Source organism: Rhodococcus sp. MPR-R1B, assembly GCF_058793255.1.
In genome coordinates this window covers 150652-172958 of record NZ_JBXAFO010000011.1, presented here as the reverse complement: position 1 = coordinate 172958, position 22307 = coordinate 150652, and the positions used below count along the sequence as shown (strand labels likewise).

20 protein-coding genes are annotated in these 22307 nt (G+C 61.7%); 10 read left to right on the top strand and 10 right to left on the bottom strand.

Annotated features, from left to right (window positions below):
* Positions 1-10 precede the first annotated feature (10 nt).
* Together AC1Q61_RS17520 and AC1Q61_RS17515 are read right to left on the bottom strand one after the other, a co-directional pair.
* Positions 11-964: a M56 family metallopeptidase gene (locus tag AC1Q61_RS17520; RefSeq protein ID WP_492650784.1), complete on the bottom strand. Its 954-nt coding sequence runs from the start codon at positions 962-964 to the stop codon at positions 11-13.
* A gap of 25 nt (positions 965-989) precedes the next feature.
* Positions 990-1403 (bottom strand): BlaI/MecI/CopY family transcriptional regulator, encoded by a 414-nt coding sequence (locus AC1Q61_RS17515; RefSeq protein WP_003944876.1) that lies wholly within the window; start codon positions 1401-1403, stop codon positions 990-992.
* A 192-nt stretch (positions 1404-1595) separates the two neighbouring features.
* Here AC1Q61_RS17515 and AC1Q61_RS17510 point away from each other — a divergent pair, with 192 nt between their 5' ends.
* Positions 1596-4169, top strand: coding sequence for a bifunctional lysylphosphatidylglycerol flippase/synthetase MprF (locus AC1Q61_RS17510; RefSeq protein ID WP_042450926.1), 2574 nt, complete (start codon positions 1596-1598; stop codon positions 4167-4169).
* A gap of 10 nt (positions 4170-4179) precedes the next feature.
* On the opposite strand, the gene AC1Q61_RS17505 is transcribed toward AC1Q61_RS17510, so the two are convergent.
* Genes AC1Q61_RS17505 through AC1Q61_RS17495 form a run of 3 tightly spaced genes read right to left on the bottom strand, consistent with a single transcriptional unit; the run spans position 4180 to position 7576 of the window.
* Entirely contained in the window at positions 4180-5031 is an 852-nt protein-coding gene (locus tag AC1Q61_RS17505; protein WP_003945031.1) for an ABC transporter ATP-binding protein, read from the bottom strand.
* Entirely contained in the window at positions 5028-6119 is a 1092-nt protein-coding gene (locus AC1Q61_RS17500) for a FecCD family ABC transporter permease (RefSeq protein WP_003944960.1), read from the bottom strand. Before AC1Q61_RS17500 ends, AC1Q61_RS17505 begins: the two co-directional genes overlap by 4 nt.
* Complete coding sequence (locus AC1Q61_RS17495) at positions 6116-7576, bottom strand: FecCD family ABC transporter permease (protein ID WP_073512408.1); 1461 nt, start codon at positions 7574-7576, stop codon at positions 6116-6118. Before AC1Q61_RS17495 ends, AC1Q61_RS17500 begins: the two co-directional genes overlap by 4 nt.
* 202 nt (positions 7577-7778) lie before the next feature.
* Between AC1Q61_RS17495 and AC1Q61_RS17490 the strand changes: the two genes are divergently transcribed.
* Both AC1Q61_RS17490 and AC1Q61_RS17485 read left to right on the top strand, forming a co-directional pair.
* Positions 7779-8561 carry a hypothetical protein gene (locus AC1Q61_RS17490; RefSeq protein WP_003944809.1) on the top strand — a complete coding sequence of 261 codons (783 nt, stop codon included), beginning with the start codon at positions 7779-7781 and terminating at the stop codon, positions 8559-8561.
* Between the two features lie 236 nt (positions 8562-8797).
* Positions 8798-9226, top strand: coding sequence for a PaaI family thioesterase (locus AC1Q61_RS17485; protein ID WP_215515910.1), 429 nt, complete (start codon positions 8798-8800; stop codon positions 9224-9226).
* 83 nt (positions 9227-9309) lie between these two features.
* Here AC1Q61_RS17485 and AC1Q61_RS17480 read toward each other — a convergent pair whose 3' ends face one another.
* Entirely contained in the window at positions 9310-10725 is a 1416-nt protein-coding gene (locus AC1Q61_RS17480) for an NAD(P)/FAD-dependent oxidoreductase (protein ID WP_003944885.1), read from the bottom strand.
* A gap of 411 nt (positions 10726-11136) precedes the next feature.
* Here AC1Q61_RS17480 and AC1Q61_RS17475 point away from each other — a divergent pair, with 411 nt between their 5' ends.
* Positions 11137-11934, top strand: coding sequence for an ArsR/SmtB family transcription factor (locus AC1Q61_RS17475; RefSeq protein WP_081604857.1), 798 nt, complete (start codon positions 11137-11139; stop codon positions 11932-11934).
* A gap of 421 nt (positions 11935-12355) precedes the next feature.
* On the opposite strand, the gene AC1Q61_RS17470 is transcribed toward AC1Q61_RS17475, so the two are convergent.
* Complete coding sequence (locus tag AC1Q61_RS17470) at positions 12356-12667, bottom strand: hypothetical protein (RefSeq protein WP_007732085.1); 312 nt, start codon at positions 12665-12667, stop codon at positions 12356-12358.
* A gap of 52 nt (positions 12668-12719) precedes the next feature.
* On the opposite strand from AC1Q61_RS17470, the gene AC1Q61_RS17465 reads away from it, so the two are divergent.
* From AC1Q61_RS17465 to galE, 5 genes are read left to right on the top strand one after another with little or no spacing between them, the layout of a single operon-like run.
* Positions 12720-14807 (top strand): glycosyltransferase, encoded by a 2088-nt coding sequence (locus AC1Q61_RS17465; protein WP_042919774.1) that lies wholly within the window; start codon positions 12720-12722, stop codon positions 14805-14807.
* A 46-nt stretch (positions 14808-14853) separates the two neighbouring features.
* Positions 14854-15126: a PqqD family protein gene (locus AC1Q61_RS17460; RefSeq protein WP_042919772.1), complete on the top strand. Its 273-nt coding sequence runs from the start codon at positions 14854-14856 to the stop codon at positions 15124-15126.
* 7 nt (positions 15127-15133) lie between these two features.
* The gene (locus tag AC1Q61_RS17455; RefSeq protein ID WP_228232702.1) at positions 15134-16012 is read left to right on the top strand and encodes a hypothetical protein; all 879 of its coding nucleotides are present in this window, start codon (positions 15134-15136) and stop codon (positions 16010-16012) included.
* Positions 15991-17121: a nucleotidyltransferase family protein gene (locus AC1Q61_RS17450; RefSeq protein WP_042919771.1), complete on the top strand. Its 1131-nt coding sequence runs from the start codon at positions 15991-15993 to the stop codon at positions 17119-17121. The genes AC1Q61_RS17455 and AC1Q61_RS17450 overlap by 22 nt, the downstream gene beginning before the upstream one ends.
* A complete protein-coding gene (gene galE / locus AC1Q61_RS17445) occupies positions 17118-18116 on the top strand; it encodes a UDP-glucose 4-epimerase GalE (RefSeq protein WP_042919769.1) in 999 nt (332 codons plus the stop codon). Before AC1Q61_RS17450 ends, galE begins: the two co-directional genes overlap by 4 nt.
* 7 nt (positions 18117-18123) lie before the next feature.
* On the opposite strand, the gene AC1Q61_RS17440 is transcribed toward galE, so the two are convergent.
* Entirely contained in the window at positions 18124-18909 is a 786-nt protein-coding gene (locus tag AC1Q61_RS17440) for a hypothetical protein (protein ID WP_492650783.1), read from the bottom strand.
* Between the two features lie 610 nt (positions 18910-19519).
* Between AC1Q61_RS17440 and AC1Q61_RS17435 the strand changes: the two genes are divergently transcribed.
* Positions 19520-20569: a GGDEF domain-containing protein gene (locus tag AC1Q61_RS17435; RefSeq protein WP_252194416.1), complete on the top strand. Its 1050-nt coding sequence runs from the start codon at positions 19520-19522 to the stop codon at positions 20567-20569.
* Here the strand turns inward: AC1Q61_RS17435 and AC1Q61_RS17430 are convergent.
* On the bottom strand, positions 20558-21031 hold the full coding sequence (locus AC1Q61_RS17430; protein ID WP_007732075.1) for a DUF5709 domain-containing protein: 474 nt from the start codon (positions 21029-21031) through the stop codon (positions 20558-20560). The two genes, AC1Q61_RS17435 and AC1Q61_RS17430, sit on opposite strands and share 12 nt — an antisense overlap.
* A 73-nt stretch (positions 21032-21104) precedes the next feature.
* A complete protein-coding gene (locus AC1Q61_RS17425) occupies positions 21105-22280 on the bottom strand; it encodes a lipase family protein (RefSeq protein WP_215515920.1) in 1176 nt (391 codons plus the stop codon).
* Positions 22281-22307 lie beyond the last annotated feature (27 nt).

The following is a 22307-nucleotide window of genomic DNA, read 5'->3' as shown; positions in this document are numbered from 1 at the left end:
AGGTCAAGACTCAGTATGCGTTGAAAAGCAGTCGAAGTTCGGTGAGCCAGGGCACAGCCACCGCAACCGTGGGAACAACGAGAATCGCGACCGCCCCGAGATACGCAAAAACTGCGATGCGGGGATCTGCGTCGTCGGCCGAGAGGCGTTGCACTCGGATGAGCGTCGACGGCCCGCCCGCTGCCATTGCCCCGCGGGGTGCCGTCGATCCGGCACACGCGACAAGCGCCCGCGCGAGGGGAGTGGGACCGGTAGCCCGCACGGCTGAATCGTCGGCGAGCAACTCCACCAGTAGCTGCACCGATCCCAGGGCCGACTTGCTACGAACGAAACGGGGGAACGCGTGGTTGACGGCAGTGAAAGCCTCGAGGACCAGATCGTGACGAGCTCGCAGGTGGGAACGCTCGTGCGTCAGGATGGCTTTGACCTCGGCATGATCGAGGTTCTGCAGAGTGCCTTGACTGAGAACCACGCGTTGACGCAGACCTGGCAGGCAGTATGCGATCGGTTCGTCGACGTCCAGTACCCGCAGATCGGGTGTGCGTTCCACCGACGCGGGCATGGCGCAGTCGTCGAGAAGGTCCACCAACACGCGGTGACGTGCACGGCGACGTCGGGTTCGCACAGCGACCTGGATGATCGAGAAGATCAGCTTCGCGCCGATCAGGAGCGTCAGGGCAAAAACAACCACGTACAGAATCCACAGTGGGAGCCCGAGTGCATCGATTTCGGCGGTCGGGGCCGTCGTCGGCCTACCGTCAGCGCCGGGAACGAGCAGCTGGCTGGCAATGGCCAGGCCCGAGCTGAATGCCGACAACACCGCAGCAATTGCGACGGCTTGCCACAGGACCAACGCCGCGCGTGGAGCGCGGTACGCCCACGTGGAGCGGCTCAGGAGTGCGGGAACCGGACCGGCCAGCAACAAGGCAAGCAGTCCGAAAACCAGTGCAGTAGTGGCGTTCATGTCCTACACATCATGCACGACGAAATCAGTTCGGCCTAGAAATTCCGGGCTGCGCAGCCTTTTTCGCGGACTCGCGCACCTCGAGGGCAGCGAGCGCTTCGCGGAGAGCATCGGCTTCGTCAGCATTGACCTGTCCCACGAAGTGGACGAGCGCCGCAGCGCGACCGCCGGACTCCGGAGCCTGGGCCAGCGCGTCGACCATCAGACTCGCGACCAGTTCTTCGCGCTTGTTGACGGGAAGATAGCGATGTGCGCGATCGTCACGCTGCTGAATCACCAGATGCTTCTTCGCCAGGCGCTGCAGAACGGTCATCACCGTCGTGTACGCCAATTCGCGATGCGTCGCGAGTGCTTCATGCACCTGTCGCACAGTTTGCGGTTCCGATGTGGACCACAAATGATCCATCACCGCGCGTTCGAGTTCACCTAGACCTGCCATTCTTCGATTCTACGGACTTCCACGACGAAATACGTACTACTGGTAGTAGTAACCACCTCGGTGGGGGTGTGGTATTGGCCATAGTGATCTGCGTGACGGTTACGGTGGTGTGAGACGACGAAAGTCCCGACAATGACGATGCCCGATAATTGCAAGCCAAACAGTCGATCCGCAGAAAGTAGCCGCACGTAGATGACGATCGACAGTTCGCCGGGCACCGAAGAATCGACATCACGGGCGCGGGTAGTCACGCAGAAAGCTGCCGGCATCATCCGTTTCGGCATTCGCGACGCACCGTTGACGGTCGTTCTACTTCTCACCATGTGGATCGTGGGTGCCGCAACCGGCAGCCTCGTTCACGGACCGTCCCGCGATCTCGAGCACACGATCGGTGCCGGAATGGGCTCGATCCAGCACGGCCGCATCTGGACGCCGCTCACGTCCGTGCTGTGGGCAGGAAACCTGCTCGGGTACCTCGGCGCGACCGTGCTCCTGATCGCAGTCGCCGCACCCCTCGAACGCCGAATGGGAACGATCAAGCTTGCGATCGCCGGCGCAAGCACTCAAATCCTGGGAGTCCTGCTCGGGCTCGGCTGGGCGTCGTTTGCGAAGGTGTTCGATTCCAGTTGGGGATTCCGCCTCCACGTGGGCTCCGCGGTCGGAGCCAGTGCATGGATCGTCGGCGCTGCGATGGCCGCCAGCTCGAACATGGGCACCCTGTGGCGCCGTCGCATTCGCGTCGGAACTTTGGCGTTGACGATCACTTTGGCCTTGTTCAGTGGTCAGCTGCAAGACGTCATCCGATTCTTTGCCGCTGTGGTGGGTTTGGTGATCGGTCAGTGGATCGTCGGACGATCGGCGCGCGGTGAGCGCATCGCCGGGACACAGCGAGAGGGTCGCGTCCTGGTCGCCATCGTCGTCGCGGCGAGTGCGATCGGCCCGATGATCGCCGCATTGTCCCCGCAGGCGGTCGGCCCACTCGCGGTCCTCCGTGACCTCTTCCGCGGAGTTCCCTGGACTGTCGCCGAGGTTCGAGAACTGTGCGAGGAGTCCTCGTCGGATCCGGACTGCCGACGAGGACTCCTCGAGCTCAGACTCTCCGGTATCGGCCCGACTCTGCTCTCGCTGATGCCGTCGATCTTCGTTCTCGTGTTGAGTGACGGGCTCCGTCGTGGCCGCAGATTCGCCTGGATTGCGACAGTGTGTGCTCAGGTAGTCCTACTCGTCCTCTCGATCGGGAACTTCGTCATCAGGTTCGTCGACGCCGTCGACAGTGACAGCTTGTTCTACGGAATCAGCGATCCGAACGTGTACCGAACTCTGGTGCCGTTCCTGACACCGCTCTTCGTACTGATCCTGCTGATCGCGACACGTCGATACTTCGACGTCGCGGCCCCGGCCAAGACATACCGACGTCTCGGTGCTGCGATCGTGACCTTGCTCGCGGTCCTCGCCGTGATCTACGTCGGCGGCGGAATGCTCGCCAGGCACGGGTTCGATCGCGAGCCAACCGTAACGATGTTGCTCGCGGACTTCCCTCAGCGCCTTGTACCGCCCGTGTACCTGCAGTTGATCGATCCGCGTCTGCTTCCCGTGGACATCGAGTCGACGTTGCTCTTCGAGTGGACCGGCGTCGTGTTCTGGGGCGTCGCCGCCGTGTTGGTGTTCGTGAGTTTCCTCAAGCCGGTCAAGACCGCCGATCCCAAAGCCGCCGAACGAGCGCGATCCATGTTGATCGCCGGTACCGGCAGCCCGTTGTCCTGGATGACGACGTGGAAGGGAAACACATACTGGTTCAGCGCGGACGGTTCGAGTTACGTCGCGTATCGCGTCATCGCCGGTGTTGCTCTCACAACCGGTGATCCGGTCGGTCCTCCAGATCGCATGCGCACGGCGATCGAGGAGTTTGCCGAGTTCGCGTCGTCGAACGGTTGGATTCCCTGCTTCTATTCAGTGACCGACGACGCCCGAAGCATCACTGATTCCATGGGCTGGAGCGGCCTGCAGGTCGCCGAGGAAACCGTGCTCGACCTCGGACAGGTCGCGTTCACAGGAAAGCGGTTCCAGGATGTGCGAACAGCACTGAACCGGGCGAAGAAGTCCGGGATCACGGCCGAGTGGATTTCCTTCCCTCATGCACCTCTCGCGATCAAGGATCAGATAGTTGCGATCTCGGAGGAATGGGTGGCGGACAAGGGGATGCCCGAGATGGGATTCACCCTCGGCGGACTCGACGAGGTCGACGACGAACAAGTGCGGTGCCTGATCGCCGTCGACGAGGATCGCACCGTGCACGGTGTCACGTCGTGGCTACCGGTGTACCGCGACGGCAAAGTCGTCGGGTGGACACTCGACTTCATGAGGCGACGCTCCGAAGGATTCCGTCCCGCGATGGAGTTCCTCATCGCCTCCGCTGCACTGAAATTGGAGGAGGAGGGCGTCGAGTTCCTCAGTCTGTCCGGTGCACCGTTGGCAACAATCGCCGGTGACTCCGAGAGGAATGCGAACGAACCGGAGGCCACGACTTTCTCGGCGATGATGGACAGCGTGCTCGACCTACTCGGTCGCACCCTGGAACCGGTGTACGGATTTCGTTCGCTGTTGGCCTTCAAATCGAAGTTCCAGCCTCGGTACGTGCCGATGCACATGACCTTCGCCGATCCAGCCGCGTTGCCGAGCATCGGGAACGCGGTCGGACGGGCGTACCTGCCGACCGTGACGATCGGTCAGGGATTCAAACTTGTTCGGACGATTCTGGGTCGCTGATTCGCGATCGTCACGCAGGCTTTGCCGGCCCGCCGACGGCGCCGAACACGTGCCGGGTTCCGATCGGAACGATCAGCGGCCGATCCGAGACGGGATCGTCGATGACCGCAGCTTCGAGACCGAACACCTCGAGCAGAAGTTCCGCGGAAATGATGTCCTTGGGGACACCAGAAGCGACGACGGCGCCGTCGCGCATCACGATCAGATGATCGCTGTATCTGACCGCGAGATTGAGGTCGTGCAGAACCATCACCACGGTGCGCCCCATTTCCTCGTGGAGTTGATCCACCAGGTCGAGGACTTCCATCGAGTGCGCGAGGTCCAGATAGGTAGTCGGTTCGTCGAGAAGCAGAATGTCGGTTCCCTGGGCGAGAGCCATCGAGATCCAGGCTCGCTGGCGCTGACCGCCGGACAATTGATCGACGGGTCGATCGGCGAGATCCGAGACACCGGTCAGCTCCAGCGCTTCGGCGACCTCGCCCTCGTCGTCCGCGGACCACTGCCTGATCCACGACTGGTGCGGGTGGCGCCCACGTGAGACCAGATCGGCGACCGTGAGTCCTTCCGGCGCAACCGGAGTCTGGGGGAGCATTCCGAGCACCCGTGCGACTTCCTTGGTCTTCATCGAACTGATCGCCTTGCCGTCCAGGACAACCGATCCGCCCTTGGGCTTGAGCAGACGACCGAGCGCACGCAGGAGCGTCGACTTGCCGCAACCGTTGGGGCCGATGACCGTCGTGATCACGCCGGTAGGGATCTCGAGATCGAGTCCGTCGACGATGATGCGGTCCCCGTACCCGAGCGTCAGGTTCTTGGCGACGAGACGCGAAGGAGTATCGGTGGACTGGGCGATGGTGGTCATGCTGTGACCTTCCGATTGTTACGAACCAACAGGTAGAGCAGGAACGGACCACCAAGTGCGGAAGTCACGATTCCGACGGGGAGTTCCACAGGCAGAATTGTTCGAGCGATGACGTCGCTGCCGACCACCAGTACAGCACCGGTCAGCGCGGACGCCACGATGGGCGGGCCGGCAGAGCGCACCAGACGCATGGCGACCTGTGGCGCAGCCAGGGCGACAAAGCCGACCGGACCTGCTGCGGCGGTTGCGATGGCGGCCAGCGCCACGGCGGAGAGCAACAGTTTGGCCTGCGATGATTGCAAGCGAACACCGAGAGAGGTGGCGTTGTCGTCGCCCAACCGCAGCGCTCCCATGGTGAACGAAGCGATCACCGCGTAGCCGCCGACTACCGCGACAGCGATGGCTACCGGCCACATCTGATTCCAGGTGGCACCGTTGAGCGAACCGTTGAGCCACACCTGTGCGCGGGAAGCATCGTTGATGTCCGCCGAGATGAGGAGCCATCCCGTCGCTGCCACGAGCATGGCGTTGATGCCGATACCGATCAGGATGAGGCGGAACCCCTCGACGCCCTTGCGCCACGCCAAGGCGTAGATCACCACTGCTGTCAGTAGGCCGCCGCAGAGTGCAGCCAACGGAATCCCCAGTGTGGCAAGCAGTCCCACGAACGACCCGCCACCACCGAGCACGATGAGAGCAACCGCGGCAGCACTCGATCCGGCCGTGATTCCGAGGATGTCGGGGCTGGCGAGGGCGTTGCGAGCGATCGTCTGGGTGACCGCACCGGCAATACCGAGTGCCATGCCGATGAAGAGTGCGGTGAGCGATCGAGGAAGTCGGAGATCGAAGACGATCAGGTTCTGTGTCTTGCTTCCATTACCGAGCAGGACGGAAATGACATCGGGGATCGAGATCGGATAGTCGCCGCGTCCGATGTTGATGCAGAGCAGAAGGAAGAGTGCGACCGCGAGCGCAATGCACACCGACACCGCGAGTGGACGGTAGACCAGCGAGAATCCACCGATACGAATCGACTTACGTGAGGGGACGGTCCGGGGGAGTACCCGGAGTTCTTGCTTGAGCGTCACAGACTTGCCAACTTCCTGCGGCGTACGAGAGCGATGAAGAACGGGGCGCCGAAGAGGGCCAGGATGATTCCGACCTGCAACTCGCCGGGGCGCACGACTACGCGACCGATGATGTCCGCGGTGATCAACATGACCGCACCGAGCAAGCCCGCGTACGGGACCAGCCAGCGATAGTCGGGTCCGGTGATGGCCCGGGCCACGTGGGGGACCACCAATCCGATGAACGCGATAGGTCCACACGCTGCGGTCGCGGCGCCGGTCAGCAGGGTGATCGCGATGATGCCGAGGGTGCGACTGAACGCGATGTTCGTTCCCAACGCTTTTGCGACGTCTTCACCAAGGCTGAGGACATTGAGACCAGGCGTACTCGCCAGGGCGATGACCAACCCGAGTATCAGGAAGGGGAGGACCTGCCAGAGAACGTCGAACCCGCGACCGGACACCGACCCGACTACCCAGAAACGGTAGGCGTCCAGGCTCGTCTGGTCGAGGATTATCACGGCGTTGGTCATGGCTTGCAGGAAGAACGCGACGGCCGCGCCCGCCAGAGCCAGACTCAGAGGACTTGCGCCGCCGTTTCCGATGGAGGACAAGCCGAAGACGACGATGCTGGCGACGAACGATCCTGCAAACGCGAACCAGAGGTACTGACTCGGTGCGGTGAAGCCGAAGAGATAGATCGCCATGACTACGAAGAAAGCCGCGCCGGCGTTGAGGCCGAGTAGTCCGGCATCTGCCAACGGGTTACGCGTGTGTCCCTGAATCAGGGCGCCGGCGATACCGAGTGCGATGCCGACGACAAGACCCAGGATGGTCCGCGGAGCGCGCAACGTTCGCACGATGATGTCCGTCTGGGTGCCGTCCGAACTGAAGATGGCGTGGAAGATCTCGGCAAACGTCAGCGGACGTGCGCCCACCGCGATGCTCGCGAGCATGACGAGCGCGAGAAGAACCGTGAGCACCGCGAGACCGATCAGCCGGCGTCGACGAGTTGCCCCGACGCTGTTGTCGCGCGCGAGTTCCTCGAACCCTTCTTCGCGCGCCGTGCTTTCACGGACCACCTCGATACCGGTTCGATCGAACGGCCTGCGCAGAGCCCGGCGAACACCGATGGGCTGCTTTGTCTTCGCGTCACGCGTGACCAGACCTACCCATCCCTTTCCCGAGGTCCGGCCTGTGGCACCTTCGCGGAATCCCAGGTTCCACACGAGGAGACCAACGGCAATGGCTATTGCCGTCCCACCGAATACTGCGCGGTCGGCTTCGCCGCCACCGTTCTCGTCTCGGAGCGACTGAACGACGTACCAGCCGACGAGCAACGGAAGCAGGAACACCCCCGCGTCGAAAATCCCAGCTAGAACACGCATTCGGACAGGAGCCGGGCCGCGCGGCACTATGCGCCGTCCGTACGTCTCGCTGGGTCCTCGGGGATGTCCGTTCCCGAGCGGTTTGATCATCGTCACTGGCGGATCGAGCTCCTGGTCTTTGTGCGCAGGGAATTCGCATCTTAGGTTACGGAACCCTATGTGGGTGTGCTCCCTGCGGGGCAAGTTCCTGTGAATATGCGGTGCCCAGCGTCACAGTTCTTTACTCTTGAATTATGGTGAGGCTAACCTACATTAAGAACCACAAGACAACTTCGGCCGATTGGAGTGCACGGTGACAATCACCTTGACCACCCAGCATGCGGATGTTCGTGAATTCGAACTCCGGTCGAACGCATTGAGCCGCACCAGCGTTCGCCTACGAGCACTCAACCCTGACTACCCGCGCGTCTACGCGGTTGCCGCCATGTCAGGTGAAGGCAAACGGCGTTGGTGGCAGTTGAGTGAAGGCTTGTGCGGGGATCGGGTGCATCAGATGTTCGCCCGCTCGCTCCAGGATCTCGACAGTGCCGAAGCTGCGGCGATACAGGTCGCAACATCACTGATTCACGCTGTGGTCGGCAGGGTTGCCGCATCGATCGTCTCCGAAGGTGCCGCTTGGGATCCAGGCCTCGAGAACCTGTTCATCCACATGGACAGCGACGGCGGTATCGACTGGGCCGGGGTGATCGACGAGACTCTGCGCGTTGCGCCGAACGGACGGGAGTCCGGCAGTGACGGCGTCGTCGACATGCCGTGCGAAGAAGCGCTCCTCGTCTGGACCGCGCACCGTTGCCTGACCTCGCTACGGGCGATCTACGACGCCGTCTCCAGGTGTGCGCCCGTCGACCAGTTCAGATTCTGGGGCTTGGTAGGGGAGTCGATCCTGGGCGCAGCGGCATATGTCCCCATCTTGGCCGGCGGGGGCGAATCAGCCGCTCAGCGCCGCGGGCAGGGGCTGCTGGACGCTTTTGTCGCCGCCGGACTGCCCGTGCGTGCACGCCGCAAGGTCTCGCTGCGTCCTCGTTGGAACCAGTTCGACGAAGGGCTTGCTAAATTAGGTCAGCCTTGCCTATGATTGTGGAACACCACGCGGAGAGTTACACCCCGCGAGAGTGACGAAACTGCCGGACCGCGCCGGAGTCCTGAGGGCTGCAGAGACTCCCGGTCCTTCCCACGGCGGGTTTCACATCGAATGATGTGAAACCCGCCGGTTCTTTTTCCAGACCTGATTCCAAGCTCGAGTTACCTCTCGTGTAATCAGGTAGGGAGTGGCAGCCACACCGGCGCCAGAGAATCACAGATGGAGATGGCATGGTCGACACTGCTGAGACCGCAGAGATGATGAAACGGCTCGGAACGGGCTTCGACGCCACCATCGGCCTGGAATACACCGAACTGAGCCCAGATCGCGTGCGGGCGCAATGGACCGTCAAGCCCACGCTGCACCAGCCCGCCGGGATACAGCACGGGGGTGTGTACTGCTCGGTGGTGGAGTCTCTCGCCAGCGTCGGTGGCACCGTGTGGCTGGGCGAGCGAGGACAGGTGGTCGGAGTCAACAACAACACCGACTTCCTGCGCGCAACGCGGGAGGGCACTCTCACCGCTGAAGCCACCCCGATTCATCGCGGACGCACCCAGCAACTCTGGGAAGTTCGCATCACCGACGAGAACGACCGACTCGTTTCAAAGGGACAGGTTCGCCTCGCGAACATCACCGAGGTGGCGAAGATCGGAAACTGACCACGCGGCAGTCGATCGAATGACGGAGGGCGGCTGCGGAGTTGAACTCCACAGCCGCCCTCCGCCGGTCACTCAGGTGTTGATCAGCCGGCGGCCTTCTGCTGCTTGCCGGCAGCCTTCTTGGCTTCGCCATTCGAAGCGCTGCCGGACTCCGTCGCTTCCTTGTTTTTCTTCTCCAATTCGCCCATCGCGTTTCGCGCGAAGACCTGCTGCTCGGTGGACGCCATCTGAGCACGGCCACGCCCGAAGAACGTCACCGCCCACGACAACAGCGTCGAGGCACGGGAACGGAATCCGACGAGGTAGAGGAGGTGAATTGCCAGCCAGGCAACCCACCCGATGAAGCCGCTGATCTCGAGCTTGCCCACCTTGGCTACCGCGCTGAAGCGCGAGATCGTTGCCATACTGCCCTTGTCGAAGTACTTGAACGGAACTCGTTCCGACGGGGACTTGCCGTCCAGTGACGCTTTGATCTGCTTGGCCGCGTACTTGCCACCCTGCATGGCAACCTGAGCCAATCCGGGCAGCTTGTCGAGCGACATCATGTCGCCGATGACAAAGACGTTGGGGTGCCCGGGCAGAGACAAGTCGGGATTGACCATGACGCGGCCGGCGCGGTCGGTTTCTCCGCCGCTCTGTTCAGCGAGCTGCTTGCCGAGGGGGCTGGCCTGCACGCCGGCGGACCACACCTTGCACTGCGACTCGATACGGCGAAGCGTGCCGTCCTTCTCCTTGATGATGAGACCGTCGTTGTCCACGTCGGTGACCATCGCGTCGAGCTGGATCTCGACGCCGAGCTTCTCGAGCGTCTCGGCAGCCTTGCGGCTGAGCTTCCCGCCGTACACGGGCAACACGGCAGGGGCGCCGTCGAGGAGCACGACGCGCGCTTCACGAGGATCGATCTTGCGGAACGCGCCGTCCAGCGTTCGACGGGAAAGCTCGGCGATCTGCCCGGCCAACTCCACGCCGGTGGGGCCGGCGCCGACAACGACGAAGGTGAGCAAGCGCGCACGCTCGGCGGGATCGTCCGACAGTTCGGCCTGTTCGAAGGCCCCGAGGATTCGTCCGCGCAGTTCGAGGGCGTCGTCGATCGTTTTCATTCCGGGGGCGAACTCCGCGAACTGGTCGTTGCCGAAGTACGACTGACCGGCACCGGCTGCCACGATCAGACTGTCGAACGGCGTAACCGTGACGCGTTCGAGCAGGCGCGAGGTCACGGTCTGATTCTCGAGATCAATTGTCTCGACCTCACCGAGCAGTACCTGTGCGTTCTTCTGCTTGCGCAGCACCAGTCTCGTGGCGGGAGCGATGTCACCGACCGAGAGGATGCCGGTCGCAACCTGATAGAGGAGCGGCTGAAACAGATGGTGGGTTGTACGCGCGATCATCGTGATGTCGGCATCGGCTTTTTTGAGAGCCTGAGTGCCGAACAATCCTCCGAAGCCGGAACCGATCACCACTACGCGGTGGCGGTGCGGTTCAACCGACTGGATGCTCATTCCGTACTCCTCGAGTTCTAGGCGACAGTCCTACGGTAGTCCCACCGCGGCCGAGCTTCTCTGCGAGCAGTCCGACGCGCGCCGGTGTGTCCGAATCGATCAAGCGGCCTCGAGGGTGATCACTCCCGAGGTGATCGGCTTGGCCGGACCCCGGGGTGATCACCACTTTGTCGAGGTGTCAGCTACTGGCGGACGGACAAGATGAACAGTGCGATGCACCCGCCGACGAAAACCAGGATCGACAGGGCCACCGAGGCATACCCGACACCCACTCCAATTGCTGCCCAGTCCATGTGCCCAACCTCTCTTACGGTGCAATCCGGGATTCAGATCACATCTGCCTAGAGACATCACACCTCATCTGTCCCAACTTTCGAAACCCGGCACGCCCAACCGTTGACATGCAAGTAAATGCTTGCATATTGTGAAGTTGTGAACGACCGGATGAATGCAGCCTTCAAAGCACTGGCCGATCCCACACGAAGGCTTCTCCTGGACCGCTTGTTCGTAGCCAACGGTCAGTCGCTCGGCGAGCTGTGCGACAGCCTCGACATGAGTCGGCAAGCTGTCACTCAACACCTCACCATGCTCGAGGACGCCAATCTGATCAGCACGGTCCGACAGGGGAGGGCAAAGCTTCACTATCTCAATCCCGTTGCGCTCGAGGAGATTCGAGAGCGGTGGATCAACAAGTTCGAGGTACCGCGCCTTCGTGCGCTCAGTACCGTCAAAAGAATTGCGGAGGAAGCCATGACCGACAAGCCCAGTTTTGTGTACGTCACCTACATTGCGAGCACGGCGGACAACGTCTGGAAAGCGCTCACCGACGCACAGGCCACCGCAGAGTATTGGGGACACAGCAACGTCTCCGACTGGCAGCCGGGATCGACCTGGGAGCACCGCCGGATCGACGGTTCGAACATTGCCGATGTAGTCGGCACCGTAGTCGAGAGCAACCCTCCGTCGAGGTTGGTCACCACCTGGGCTGATCCGAACGGCGAACCGGGCGTCGACATCTCTCGGGTGAGTTTCGACATCGAAGCCTTCGGCGCGATCGTGCGACTGACCGTCAAGCACACCGATTTGGCGGACGAATCGGCTCGCATGGAGGTGGCCGGTGGATGGTCGGCGGTGTTGTCGAACCTGAAGTCCTACCTCGAAACCGGAAGCACTCTTCCGGTGGCGCCGTGGGAGATGCCGGCCGGCTGACGGTGATGGAACAGGACAAACGTGCTCCCTGTGCTGGAGGGAATTGTCGTACTCCCGTCCGAATTGCCGGCCCAGTCCAGTCTCAACTTCGCATAAGAACCAAATTTCGGCGGGTTCAGTCTGTAAAGTTGCCGGAAGGATGCTAGCGTTTTGCCCGACATCGAGTGAGGACGACCTCGTCTCGGACGCATGGGAGAAACACTATGGGCGACGACGCTTTTCAGAATGTTCCGGTTGATCGACGCAAGTTCGTCAAGACAGTTCTAGCGGCCTCGGCGGTAACTGTGCCCGTCGTGACGTCGATCAGCCTCGGTGGTGCGGCGCCGGCCTTCGCAGCCGGAGACACGCCGAATCTCTCCGGAGCGCCAAGTCGTGGCCAGCAGAACCCGAATCAACCAGGCGGCGAACAACCAGGCGGGAATCAGCCCGGTGGCCATACTCCGGGAGGGAACCAGCCGGGCGGAAACGAGCCGGGCAACCCCGGATCATCGGGAAGTTCGGGATCGTCAGGCAGTTCGGGTAGTTCCGGGAGTTCGGGATCGTCTGGAAGTTCCACAGGTTCCGGATCAACCGGTAGCTCTTCAGGTTCCGGTGGAACGACGACGGCTAAGCCGACCGGGCCGACTGTGCCGACGGAGCCGACCGTCCCGACTGTGCCAACCGTACCGACAGTGCCAACCACTCGCACCGAGCCGACCTTCCCGACCCCTCCGACCCAGCCGACGAATCCCACGGAACCTACGTAGCCGACACGACGCGACTGGTTCCGAGGGGGAACACCGACGATGACAGAGTTCGATGTCGCGCTACACCGCGCTCTGAAGAAGTTTCAGAGCGCGGGGTCGGTTCAGGTGAAGGAGACTCCACCGCACGGAGAACCGGCCGATCTGACTATCGCGATCGCGACCTACGACGATTTCGACGGCGCGTACTTCACGATCCACTCGATCTTGGTCCATCATCGCGAGGTTCTGGACAGAGTCGAATTCGTCTTGTTGGACAACAACCCCGAGGGGTTGCCGGCGCCGATGCTCGAATCGTTTGCGGGGTATATCGATCGGTTCCGCTACGTTCCGTTCACCGACGTTCGATCGACTGCGGTGCGGGACGTCCTGTTCCGCAAGGCAACAGGAAAGTACGTCCTGGTCCTCGACTCCCACGTGATCTTGGCACCGGGATCGTTGTCGGCGTTGCTGGCGTATTTCGATGCGGACCCGGAAACCGACGATCTGATCCAGGGACCGATGCTCTCCCAGGATTCCTCGCACATCGCGGCCACCCACATGGACCCCAAGTGGCGCAACGGGATGTTCGGCTCGTGGGGAGTTGATCCGCGAGCGAAGCAACACCCTGACGTGCCTTTCGAGATCGTCATGCAGGGCCTCGGCTCATTTGCCTGCAGGCGTGAGGCATGGCCGGGATTGAACTCGCACTTCACCGGATTCGGCGGTGAAGAGGGATACATCCACGAGAAGTTCCGGATCAACGGCGGAAAGGTCGTCTGCCTTCCGACATTTGGTTGGCACCATCGATTCGAGCGCCCGGCCGGTGTCCCGTATCGAATAAACTGGGAAGATCGTGTTCACAATTACCTGCTCGGTTGGAGTGAGGTCGGATGGGATCTCGACTCACTCCATCGTCAGTTCTCCAGGTACCTCGGTGATTCGTATCCCGAGATTCGTCGCCGTGCCGAGCTGAGCGTCCAGCGACCCGAGTTGGTCTTCGGTGGGGTGGTCGTTCTCAGCGACGACGGCCGAGTCGCTCCGTGGCGTTCATGCCTGGCGGAGGCCGAGTCGATCGAACTGACCGTTCACCGTGCCATTCCGGCGGAGGACGACGGTCCGGATGGGTGGAGGACGGTCTCTGCGTTCGTCGCCGGACTCGACAAGGCAATTCTGCTGGGCTGGAAGTCGGTGGTTTTTCTGGACGAGGCGCGCGTGATCGAACCCGCGGTTATGTACAAGCTACGGAACATCGTCGACGACCTCCCCGCCGAAGCCGATACGGCTGTCATCCACGCACACGGCGAAGATCTGGTCGGAGCTGCACTGATTGTTCGCGCGGCGACATACGGAACTTTGCGAGACGAACTCTCACGAAGGATCAACGGACCCGTGCCGTCCGACTTCTCACTGGCGGCTTATCTGCTCGAGCGAGGCGCAGTCGACGTTGTGCTCGATCGCCCACTGTCGCCTGTCCGAGTAGGGGGAGAACCCAACCCCGTTGTCGAGGATTCTCAGTCGGACCTCGGTGTTGCCGTCGTGAATCTCGATCTTGACATCGACAGATGGAAAGCGTCCTGGCATAGATTCATTCGCTTACCGCGCGTAACAGCGGTGGAAAGAGTGTCGGCTTTCGAGGACGCGATGAATCAGGACGCGGCCTTCACCGTCTCGTGGCGTCGTGCGCTCGCTCGGGCGACTGAGAAGGGCTGGGATTCGGTCCTCATCGCTGCTGACGACGTCAGTTTGCTGGATGCCGCCGCATCGATCCTTGGCCATGCCCGCGAAGAGTTGGATCACGGCGATTGGGATGTCGTCCACCTCGGACACGACCCGAAATCGAGGGACGGAGCTCTGCTCGACGGTTCGGCACTCTTGCGCACCAGTCCTGAGAACCGTGGAGTCCACGCCGTTCTCGTACATTCACGCGCCTTCGAGCGAATTCTCGACGAGATTGCGGATCCGGAGTCAGATCCCGAAGCATTCGGACAATGGGCGGGTCACTACCGAACTCTGGGCGACTACCTGGTGGATGCGAGTGCCGGGGGAGCGCTCACGTGCCTGACGCTGTCGCCCGGCATCGCCTCCACACGCAGCCTGATTCGTTCGGGCGCAATCGAATCCGAATACTCACGACGCTTCGCACTGTGAGACCACCACCAAAACGAAATCGGATTCGCTGAATCAAGGAGATATCTTGACCGAACTACTCGAAGGTGTGAGACCGCAACGCTCTCAGACGGTGGAGAGCAACGATCTCACCGACGGTGTTGTGCTGTACGACAGCTCCAGCGAGGTTGCCCATCACCTCAACCCGGTCGCGACGTTGGTGTGGGAACTGTGTGACGGCCGGACCGTCAGCGAAATTGTCCAGGCCGTGGCAGAAGTGCTCGAGATCCCTGACGACGAGGCGAAGTCGGTAGTCAACGAGACGTACGGACGGCTGAGCACCTCTCGTCTGCTGGTGTGAGAATTCCGTGACAGGCAACCACGTACCACAATTCCGGGCGCACTACCTTTGGGTTGACGCGATTGTGCGCGGTTTCCGCATACCCGAGGTCGGTGTCGTCGAGCATCGGATTGCCAGCCCGTGGCCTGCGGACAACAACGTCGAAGTTCGGATTCAGCGGAATCGAGCGACATTCGGTCGCTGGGACGTCACCATCGAATCGACCATCGGCGGCAGCCATGAAACGCTGATCGGTCTGGACGGTCTCCAGCTCGCGGAGAGCGTGTACCGCACGGTGCACCGGGATGTCATGACGGCCGCGCACGCCCGACAGTGGACACGCCTGCACGCCGCTCTGGTCGACTGCAACGGTGTGAGAGTGGCGATCGCCGGGCATTCAGGGGCGGGCAAGACCACCTTGGCGCTCGCCCTTGCCATGCGGGGTGCACAACTGCGTGCTGACGAAGGCGTCTTCATTCGTGGTACCGAAGCTGTGGGCTTACCGCGGCGGGTTCACCTCAAAGCCGGTACGTTCGACGTCCTCCCGGAGATCAAAGCGCACGATTCGCTGTATCTTCCGTACGCCCCGCCGGTGTGGGCGTTGGACCCGTCAACCTTGCCTTCTGAACGAAACGTCAGCTCGGCGGTTCGCGGAATCGACCTGGTGCTGATCCTCGATGGATGGGACGAGGGGCCGACTCGACTCGCTCCGATGCCCGTACCCCAAGCGATACAGTCGCTGGCCGAGCAATCCGCACTGTGGTCCGACAACCACAGATTGACCCTGAGAAACATCGCTGCTCTACTCTCGAATGCCCCGTGCTACAGACTGATTCGACATCACGGCGATACCGGCGCCGACACGGTGGAGGAACTGGTGGCGTCATGCGTGACACCCGGTACCTGATTTCCATGTTGAAACCCGAGTGTGGGGCCGACGTCATCCGCTTGTGTTCGCAGCAGGATTGGCCCAGAGTCATCGACGCCGCTGTAAGGCACAAGGTATTGCCGTTGCTCGCCTCCCGAGCGGTCGAGGCCGGCTTCGCATCGGTCCTACCTGCGAGCTTCGCGGAAATGCTGTCGGAATCCTCGGCCACCGCATCGAGTCCGGAATTGACGCTGAGCCTTGTCCATCACCGAAACACCATAAGGATCTCGGACCTCGACGCGCAACGAGTGGAACTGCAAGAGTTGTTACACAGCAACGGCTTTCCGACGGTTGCACTGAAGGGTGCCGCCCTTCTCGAGCGAAGAATCTGGCCGAACCCGGCAGCTCGACGGATGACGGACATCGACCTTTTGGTCGTCGACCCTGCACATGCCGTTCCGGCCAACGACGCGATCCTCGATTTCGGCTACCGAATGGTCCGCCCCGACGAAGTGGACTCCGACTCCATCGATCACGACGATCACCAGGAACCGGCACTCCTTCGCGACGACCGTCATGGCTCCGTCGAAATCCATTCGCACTTACTTCCGAGGTTCGCCCGTCACGCGCTGACCCGGGAGGCCGCGGTCCGAGGAATCAGCTCGGAGGCGGAAGGATCCCGCCTTGCGATGGCCGACGTGACGCTGCACGTCATCGCTCACGCGCGGCTTGCCGATCGGGCCTTGATTCGAGCCGATTTGTCGTTGAACAGTGTCTTCGACGTGGGGTACCTGCTCACTTCCGAACCGGAACTCGCTGTGACGCTCTCCAGACGCCAGTTGCCACGCGATGTCCGTCGGGCGGTGAACGTCCACTGGGCGGCGGTGGAATCGATCTTCGGCGTCAGTACCGGAATGACGACCTTCCCGGCGCGTTGGTGGTGGCGATGGACGCTGTGGTTGGCGGATCGCCCACGCCTGCACTCGCTCTACCGCGATCTGGTCATGGTGCCGCTCTTTCTCGACCGTGATCGGCTTTCCATCCGGGACGGGCGCGACCTACGTGGATGGGACTTGGCGCGCTCACGCGTGTCCCACTTCGTCCGTCGTGCGAGGACTGCCGTCGAAGATGCCGGGGGAGCGGCGTGAAAGTACTGATCACGGGCGGAGCGGGATTCATCGGAAGCACCGTCGCGTCGAAGTGCGTCGACGCCGGGATCGATGTCGTGATTCTCGACAACCTGCTGACCGGCCGCGCCGAATTTGCGCACAGATTCCCGTTCTACTGCGGCGACATCGCGGACGAGAAACTGCTCGACAAAGTATTCGCAGATCATTCCGATATCGATGCGACAGTTCACTGTGCGGCCTTGATCGTGGTCGGAGATTCCGTGAGTAACCCGGCGCGGTACTACGAGAACAACGTATCCAAGTCGCTGACGCTGGTATCGAGTGTCCTTCGGAACGGGTGTGAGCGCTTCTTGTTCAGTTCCTCTGCGGCGGTGTATGCGCCGAGCGACGGTGGGTGTGTCGACGAACGTTGGGGGATCGCACCGCAGAGTCCCTATGCGCACAGCAAGGCTCAGTTCGAAACGATGCTCGACGACATTGCGGCGGCCACTGAATTATCGGCGATATCTCTACGCTACTTCAACCCCGTCGGGGCAGATCCGGATCTGCGAAGTGGTACACCATCGGCACGCCCGACCCACGCACTCGGAAAGCTGTTCGAATCATATTCGACAGGAACGCCTTTCAGGGTTACGGGAACGGATTGGCCGACGCGCGACGGATCCGGAGTGCGTGACTACGTTCATGTCTGGGACCTTGCAGACGCTCATGTTCGAGCACTGAAAAGGTTCGACCGGGTCACCGCTGAATCATCACGCATGACTGTGGTCAATCTGGGCAGCGGACGGGGGACGACCGTGTGGGAGCTGGTACACACATTCGAGAACGTGCTCGGCGAAGATATCGACGTGGTCGCTGCCGGCCGACGCACCGGTGACACTGCCGGCGCTTACGCATCGAACGATCGTGCGTTGCGACTACTCGGGTGGGTTCCGACATTCACCCTGGAACAGGGGATCGAGGACACCGCGCGGTGGCTGGCAGTGCGGCCGCACCTGCTCAACTCGGTGTAGCCGAACGTCAGCCCGTAGGGTCGTCGTCAACGGTGATGTTGTTGCTACGTAGCCAGAAGGTGGCGTCCGGATCCCACCCGGCGAGCACAGTGGCCCCCGCGTTGGCCGACAACGGGATCGCGACACCTGGCGTGGTCAGATAAGCCATCATGGTCAGGTGCACGGCGTCGTAATCCGCGGACACCGAAACCCAGTCCGGAATGAACCAGTCACGGTATTCACCGGTCGTGTCGTACCACACGGAGCGACGTGAAGCGGGCACAGGCAGGGGATAGGTATCGACCAGATTCGCCCAGTCCTGCGGACCGGTGATCTCGTAGATGCGGGGCGCGCCGTAGATCCTTACCGGCTGCACCCGCGCCTCGTTCGAGGAGCTGTCTTCTTCGAGAATCACCCCGAGGGCCCCGATACCGTCGCGGGCCCTGGTTGTTTCGGTTGTGCCGTTGGCAAACGGGATAGACCACCATTCGCCTCCGATGTGACGGTCCGGATCTTCGATCTGGTATTCCAGAAACTGACGTTCGTTGTCGAGTGCCTCAGCACGCCACTGTTCGAGGCCGTCTTCTGTGCGGCGTGCAAAATCTACGGCATACGCAAGACAGTGCAGAATCTCGAGTTCGGACATCTCGGCGATTGCCCGGATATCAACAGCGCCGAGAACTTCGAGCGCATGTTCCGGCGATTGAGGCCAGTGTCCACCGGAGTTGCTTGCGCTGGCGCGGCACGCGTGCCCGACGTTCGCACAGAAGCGACGGCCACGTGGTGAACCGAGGATGAGCGCAACGAAATCCATGTGGGTAAAGCTAGCGGACAGGCTGACGGGGGACGTCCGATTAACCGTTACTTGACATAATGTAGATTATCGGCAAAATCTCGACCTGGCGATATCCGGTTCACGCCTGGTTCGTGCAACCTTCATTGTTTCCGCCCACCCACGTCTGTCTGCCGGTACATTTGCCGGCTTTCCTGCGTTTCCGTCCGAGATCTGCGACCGGCTTGCACGACTCGACTATTGCGACTCCGCGATCGCCGGCTGAATTGCTACCGATCACCGCCGGGCCTCGCCGGCGACTGCGGCTACGCCGCGCGACCTGGACGCTCACGAGCAGAAACGACCAATAAGTGCTCTGATGTGGATTGATGCCGATAAACACGTCTCACCGACTTCCGGCTACCCCACCTCAATTCGTCACTGTGACGTATTACGGTTGACAGGCTGGAGGCGAGTTCAGTTCCATTGTCATCGCCACGGACTACTATCGCCGCATGTGTTGTATTCGACCGGCCGCTTCTCATGGTCAGTGGCCGCGATGAGCGACACACCCAAGGTCGTGCATCGCTGGCTCGCAGTGCCAGACCAGTTTGACCGATTCACGCGATTCTTGCGCGACAACGGAATTCTCATGCCGACTCGGATAGGCATCGGCGTATTGGTTTTCCTCCTGGGTATCACGATTCTGCTGAAGCGACTGGGCACTCATTCGGTACAGACCATCGGATTTCCGTTGGACGTCGTCGTCGCAGTGCTTGTGATGATCGGCGGAATTGCCCTGCCTGTCGTAGCGACCACCCGTGAAAGGTCGTATTTCTTCGTCGTTGCCGGGGACTTCGCTGTTGCGGTGATCGTGCTCGCTGAGGCGAATCCGGATCAGAGATTGCTCGGATGTCTCGTCTTCGGGCTCGTCGGCTCGTACATAGCCTTCTTTCACAATCTTCGAACTCAGCTGTGGCACCTGCTGTTTTCCGGGGCGGTCATCGTTGTCGCCAGCATCGGCGTGTTCACCGATGTACCTTCTGGCCTTCCAGACGTCCTGGGGCGCATTGCCTTTGCCATTCCTGTCATCACTGTCATACCGGTGGTCACGCAGATTGCTCTGGCGCTCCTGAGCAACGACGCTCAAAGCTCAGAACTCGATCCGTTGACGGACCTGCTGAATCGGCGCGGACTCGCACGGCGGACTTCCGAACTACTGCAAGCGAAATCCAGCCTCGACCAGTCTTTGCTGGTGGTGGTGATCGACATCGACAATTTCAAACACTTCAACGACACCTACGGTCACGACGTCGGCGACCGAGTCATACTGCGCACGGCCTATCGACTACACGACTGGGCCAGATCGGACGCGGCGATAGCGCGCATCGGCGGTGACGAGTTCGTCGTCGTTCAGATGATGCCGTTGCCGTACGTCGGCGATCTACTGGCCCGGATTGCGCCCATCATGAACTCCCCTACAGGCGAACCAATCTCGACGACAAGCATCGGCATAGCCATCCACAACGGCGCCTGGCCGGACGTACACGCAGCAGAAAGTGGCGTTCACGATCTACATCGCCTCGCCGATTCGGCGATGTACGAAAGCAAGAGAATGGGTGGAAATCACGTCCACTCCATCGTTCTCACCGATCAACAGCTACAACAGCCACAACAGTCAGGCGATCGTTCAGTCCTCTGAATCGTCGATCAGATGCATCGCGGCTTCCTCTGCCGACGCTGCGCCGCCGTCGATTCCGACGTCTCCGGCAATGAGTTCACTTTCCTCGTCCTCGTATCTGCCCTCGTCTTCGGCAACGAGACGCCCGACCCGACGGTTACCCACTTCGTCACCGTCCGGGAATTCTTCTTCCCGTTCGAATTCGTCGGCATCGGCGGGATCCTTCAAAGGATCTCCGAGCGACGCGTACGGATCGGGTTCTTCTTCGGCCAGGCGCTCGTCGAGGGTCTCCCCCGCTGATTCCTCGCTGCCGGTCAACCCGTGGGCATCAAGTCCCAGTGGGCGTTCCGGTGGTGAGATTCCCTCGTCGAGAATGTCGTCGACGCCTCGATCGATCAGAGTGTCTTCAGGTTGAAGCTGGTCGTCGGGATCGAGACTGTAATCGCCATTGCCGGCCGCGCCGGTGTCATCCGTGTCGCTCATACGATCAACGATGCCACGGGCACACCGAGTTGGCCATGTGCCGCGCCTGCTCGATACATCACTGCGGAGACATTCAGCACGAACGCGGGGCCGGCACTCCGTCGAATCGGCCCTGTAGGTACTCGAATGCGGTGGGCAGACCGAGGACCGCAGTGGTGAGGTGGTCCGGGCTGGGGAACAGTTGGGATTGAATCGTGGCTCCGGCGGCGCAGTACCGCGAAATCGTGTTGACCACCGAATCGATGGGGATCAGAACGTCGTCGGGTGTGTGCCATTCGAACACCGGGGCAGTCGGCACACCCGGATAGAGTTCGACGCTGTTGTCGTCCATCACCTTTCGCACTTCAGGGCTGGACAGCAAGGATGTCGACGTCGACACCTGAGAGGCACTGCGCCCGGCACCGACCCTGAGGATGTCGTTGGTGCACGCGTTGGTGAGTTCGGCCCGCATCGACCGTCCGAGGTCGTTGAGTTGGTTGCTCAGCGGCAGTAGGTCGGGATACTCGCGTTCGAGGCCCATTGCTGCGGCGAAGGCGAGGCCGAATGCCGGGTGCGGATCCTGTCCGAGGCCGTTTGCCATCTTGGACAGATTCATCGGGACGCCGCCCTCGGCTACACCGACAAGGTTGACCTCGGGTGCGTAGCTCGGGGCCAGTGCGGCCGCCCACGCGGTGGCCATGCCGCCGCCGGAGTAGCCGGCAATACCTACAGGGCTGGCGCCACTACGCAATTCGGGGACTTTCTGAACGGCGCGGATACCGTCGAGCGTGATCTGTCCGCCCAGGCGCGCGGCGCCGTACGCACTGTTGGGTCCGAGATGGTCGGGAAGGGCAATGGTCCATCCACGTTGCAGCGCGACGTTGAGGATGGGCGCTTCACGGATGACGATGTTGGGATCCGATGCGTAAAGCGCGCGAGATGGCGCACATCCCGTACCGAGTGCATTGACGATGTGCTGATACGAGAGCAACGGGCCGTCTTGTGCTTGATTCGGCGGGACCAGGATCGTGCTGACCGCGGCAATAGGCTTGTTCTCGGAGTTCGTGGACCTGTAACTGACCTGCCAGATCGCGACGCCGGGAAAGGTCATCAGGTCAGGGGCCCGGCGCACGGAGATCGGCGTGCCGGCGGTCCCCTCGGCAGCTGCTTGCGAGTAGAACGGGTCCGGGTCCGGTGCCGGATATGCGGGATCGGCCTGTGCAGTCCCCCCGGAGAGCAGTGCGGCAGTCAGTGCAGCGGCAGTCAGCATCGATCCGGTAAACACGCGTGTGGTTCG

What these genes read in the sequence shown, in the direction of transcription:
- AC1Q61_RS17430 (WP_007732075.1), bottom strand. Translation starts at nt 21,031, where the DNA reads ATGAGCGACACGGATGACACCGGCGCGGCCGGCAATGGCGATTACAGT.
- AC1Q61_RS17440 (WP_492650783.1), bottom strand. Translation starts at nt 18,909, where the DNA reads ATGGATTTCGTTGCGCTCATCCTCGGTTCACCACGTGGCCGTCGCTTC.
- AC1Q61_RS17485 (WP_215515910.1), top strand. Translation starts at nt 8,798, where the DNA reads ATGGTCGACACTGCTGAGACCGCAGAGATGATGAAACGGCTCGGAACG.
- AC1Q61_RS17515 (WP_003944876.1), bottom strand. Translation starts at nt 1,403, where the DNA reads ATGGCAGGTCTAGGTGAACTCGAACGCGCGGTGATGGATCATTTGTGG.
- AC1Q61_RS17480 (WP_003944885.1), bottom strand. Translation starts at nt 10,725, where the DNA reads ATGAGCATCCAGTCGGTTGAACCGCACCGCCACCGCGTAGTGGTGATC.
- AC1Q61_RS17505 (WP_003945031.1), bottom strand. Translation starts at nt 5,031, where the DNA reads ATGACCACCATCGCCCAGTCCACCGATACTCCTTCGCGTCTCGTCGCC.
- AC1Q61_RS17495 (WP_073512408.1), bottom strand. Translation starts at nt 7,576, where the DNA reads ATGATCAAACCGCTCGGGAACGGACATCCCCGAGGACCCAGCGAGACG.
- AC1Q61_RS17435 (WP_252194416.1), top strand. Translation starts at nt 19,520, where the DNA reads ATGCCGACTCGGATAGGCATCGGCGTATTGGTTTTCCTCCTGGGTATC.
- AC1Q61_RS17510 (WP_042450926.1), top strand. Translation starts at nt 1,596, where the DNA reads ATGACGATCGACAGTTCGCCGGGCACCGAAGAATCGACATCACGGGCG.
- AC1Q61_RS17450 (WP_042919771.1), top strand. Translation starts at nt 15,991, where the DNA reads ATGCGTGACACCCGGTACCTGATTTCCATGTTGAAACCCGAGTGTGGG.
- AC1Q61_RS17425 (WP_215515920.1), bottom strand. Translation starts at nt 22,280, where the DNA reads ATGCTGACTGCCGCTGCACTGACTGCCGCACTGCTCTCCGGGGGGACT.
- AC1Q61_RS17465 (WP_042919774.1), top strand. Translation starts at nt 12,720, where the DNA reads ATGACAGAGTTCGATGTCGCGCTACACCGCGCTCTGAAGAAGTTTCAG.
- AC1Q61_RS17475 (WP_081604857.1), top strand. Translation starts at nt 11,137, where the DNA reads ATGCTTGCATATTGTGAAGTTGTGAACGACCGGATGAATGCAGCCTTC.
- AC1Q61_RS17520 (WP_492650784.1), bottom strand. Translation starts at nt 964, where the DNA reads ATGAACGCCACTACTGCACTGGTTTTCGGACTGCTTGCCTTGTTGCTG.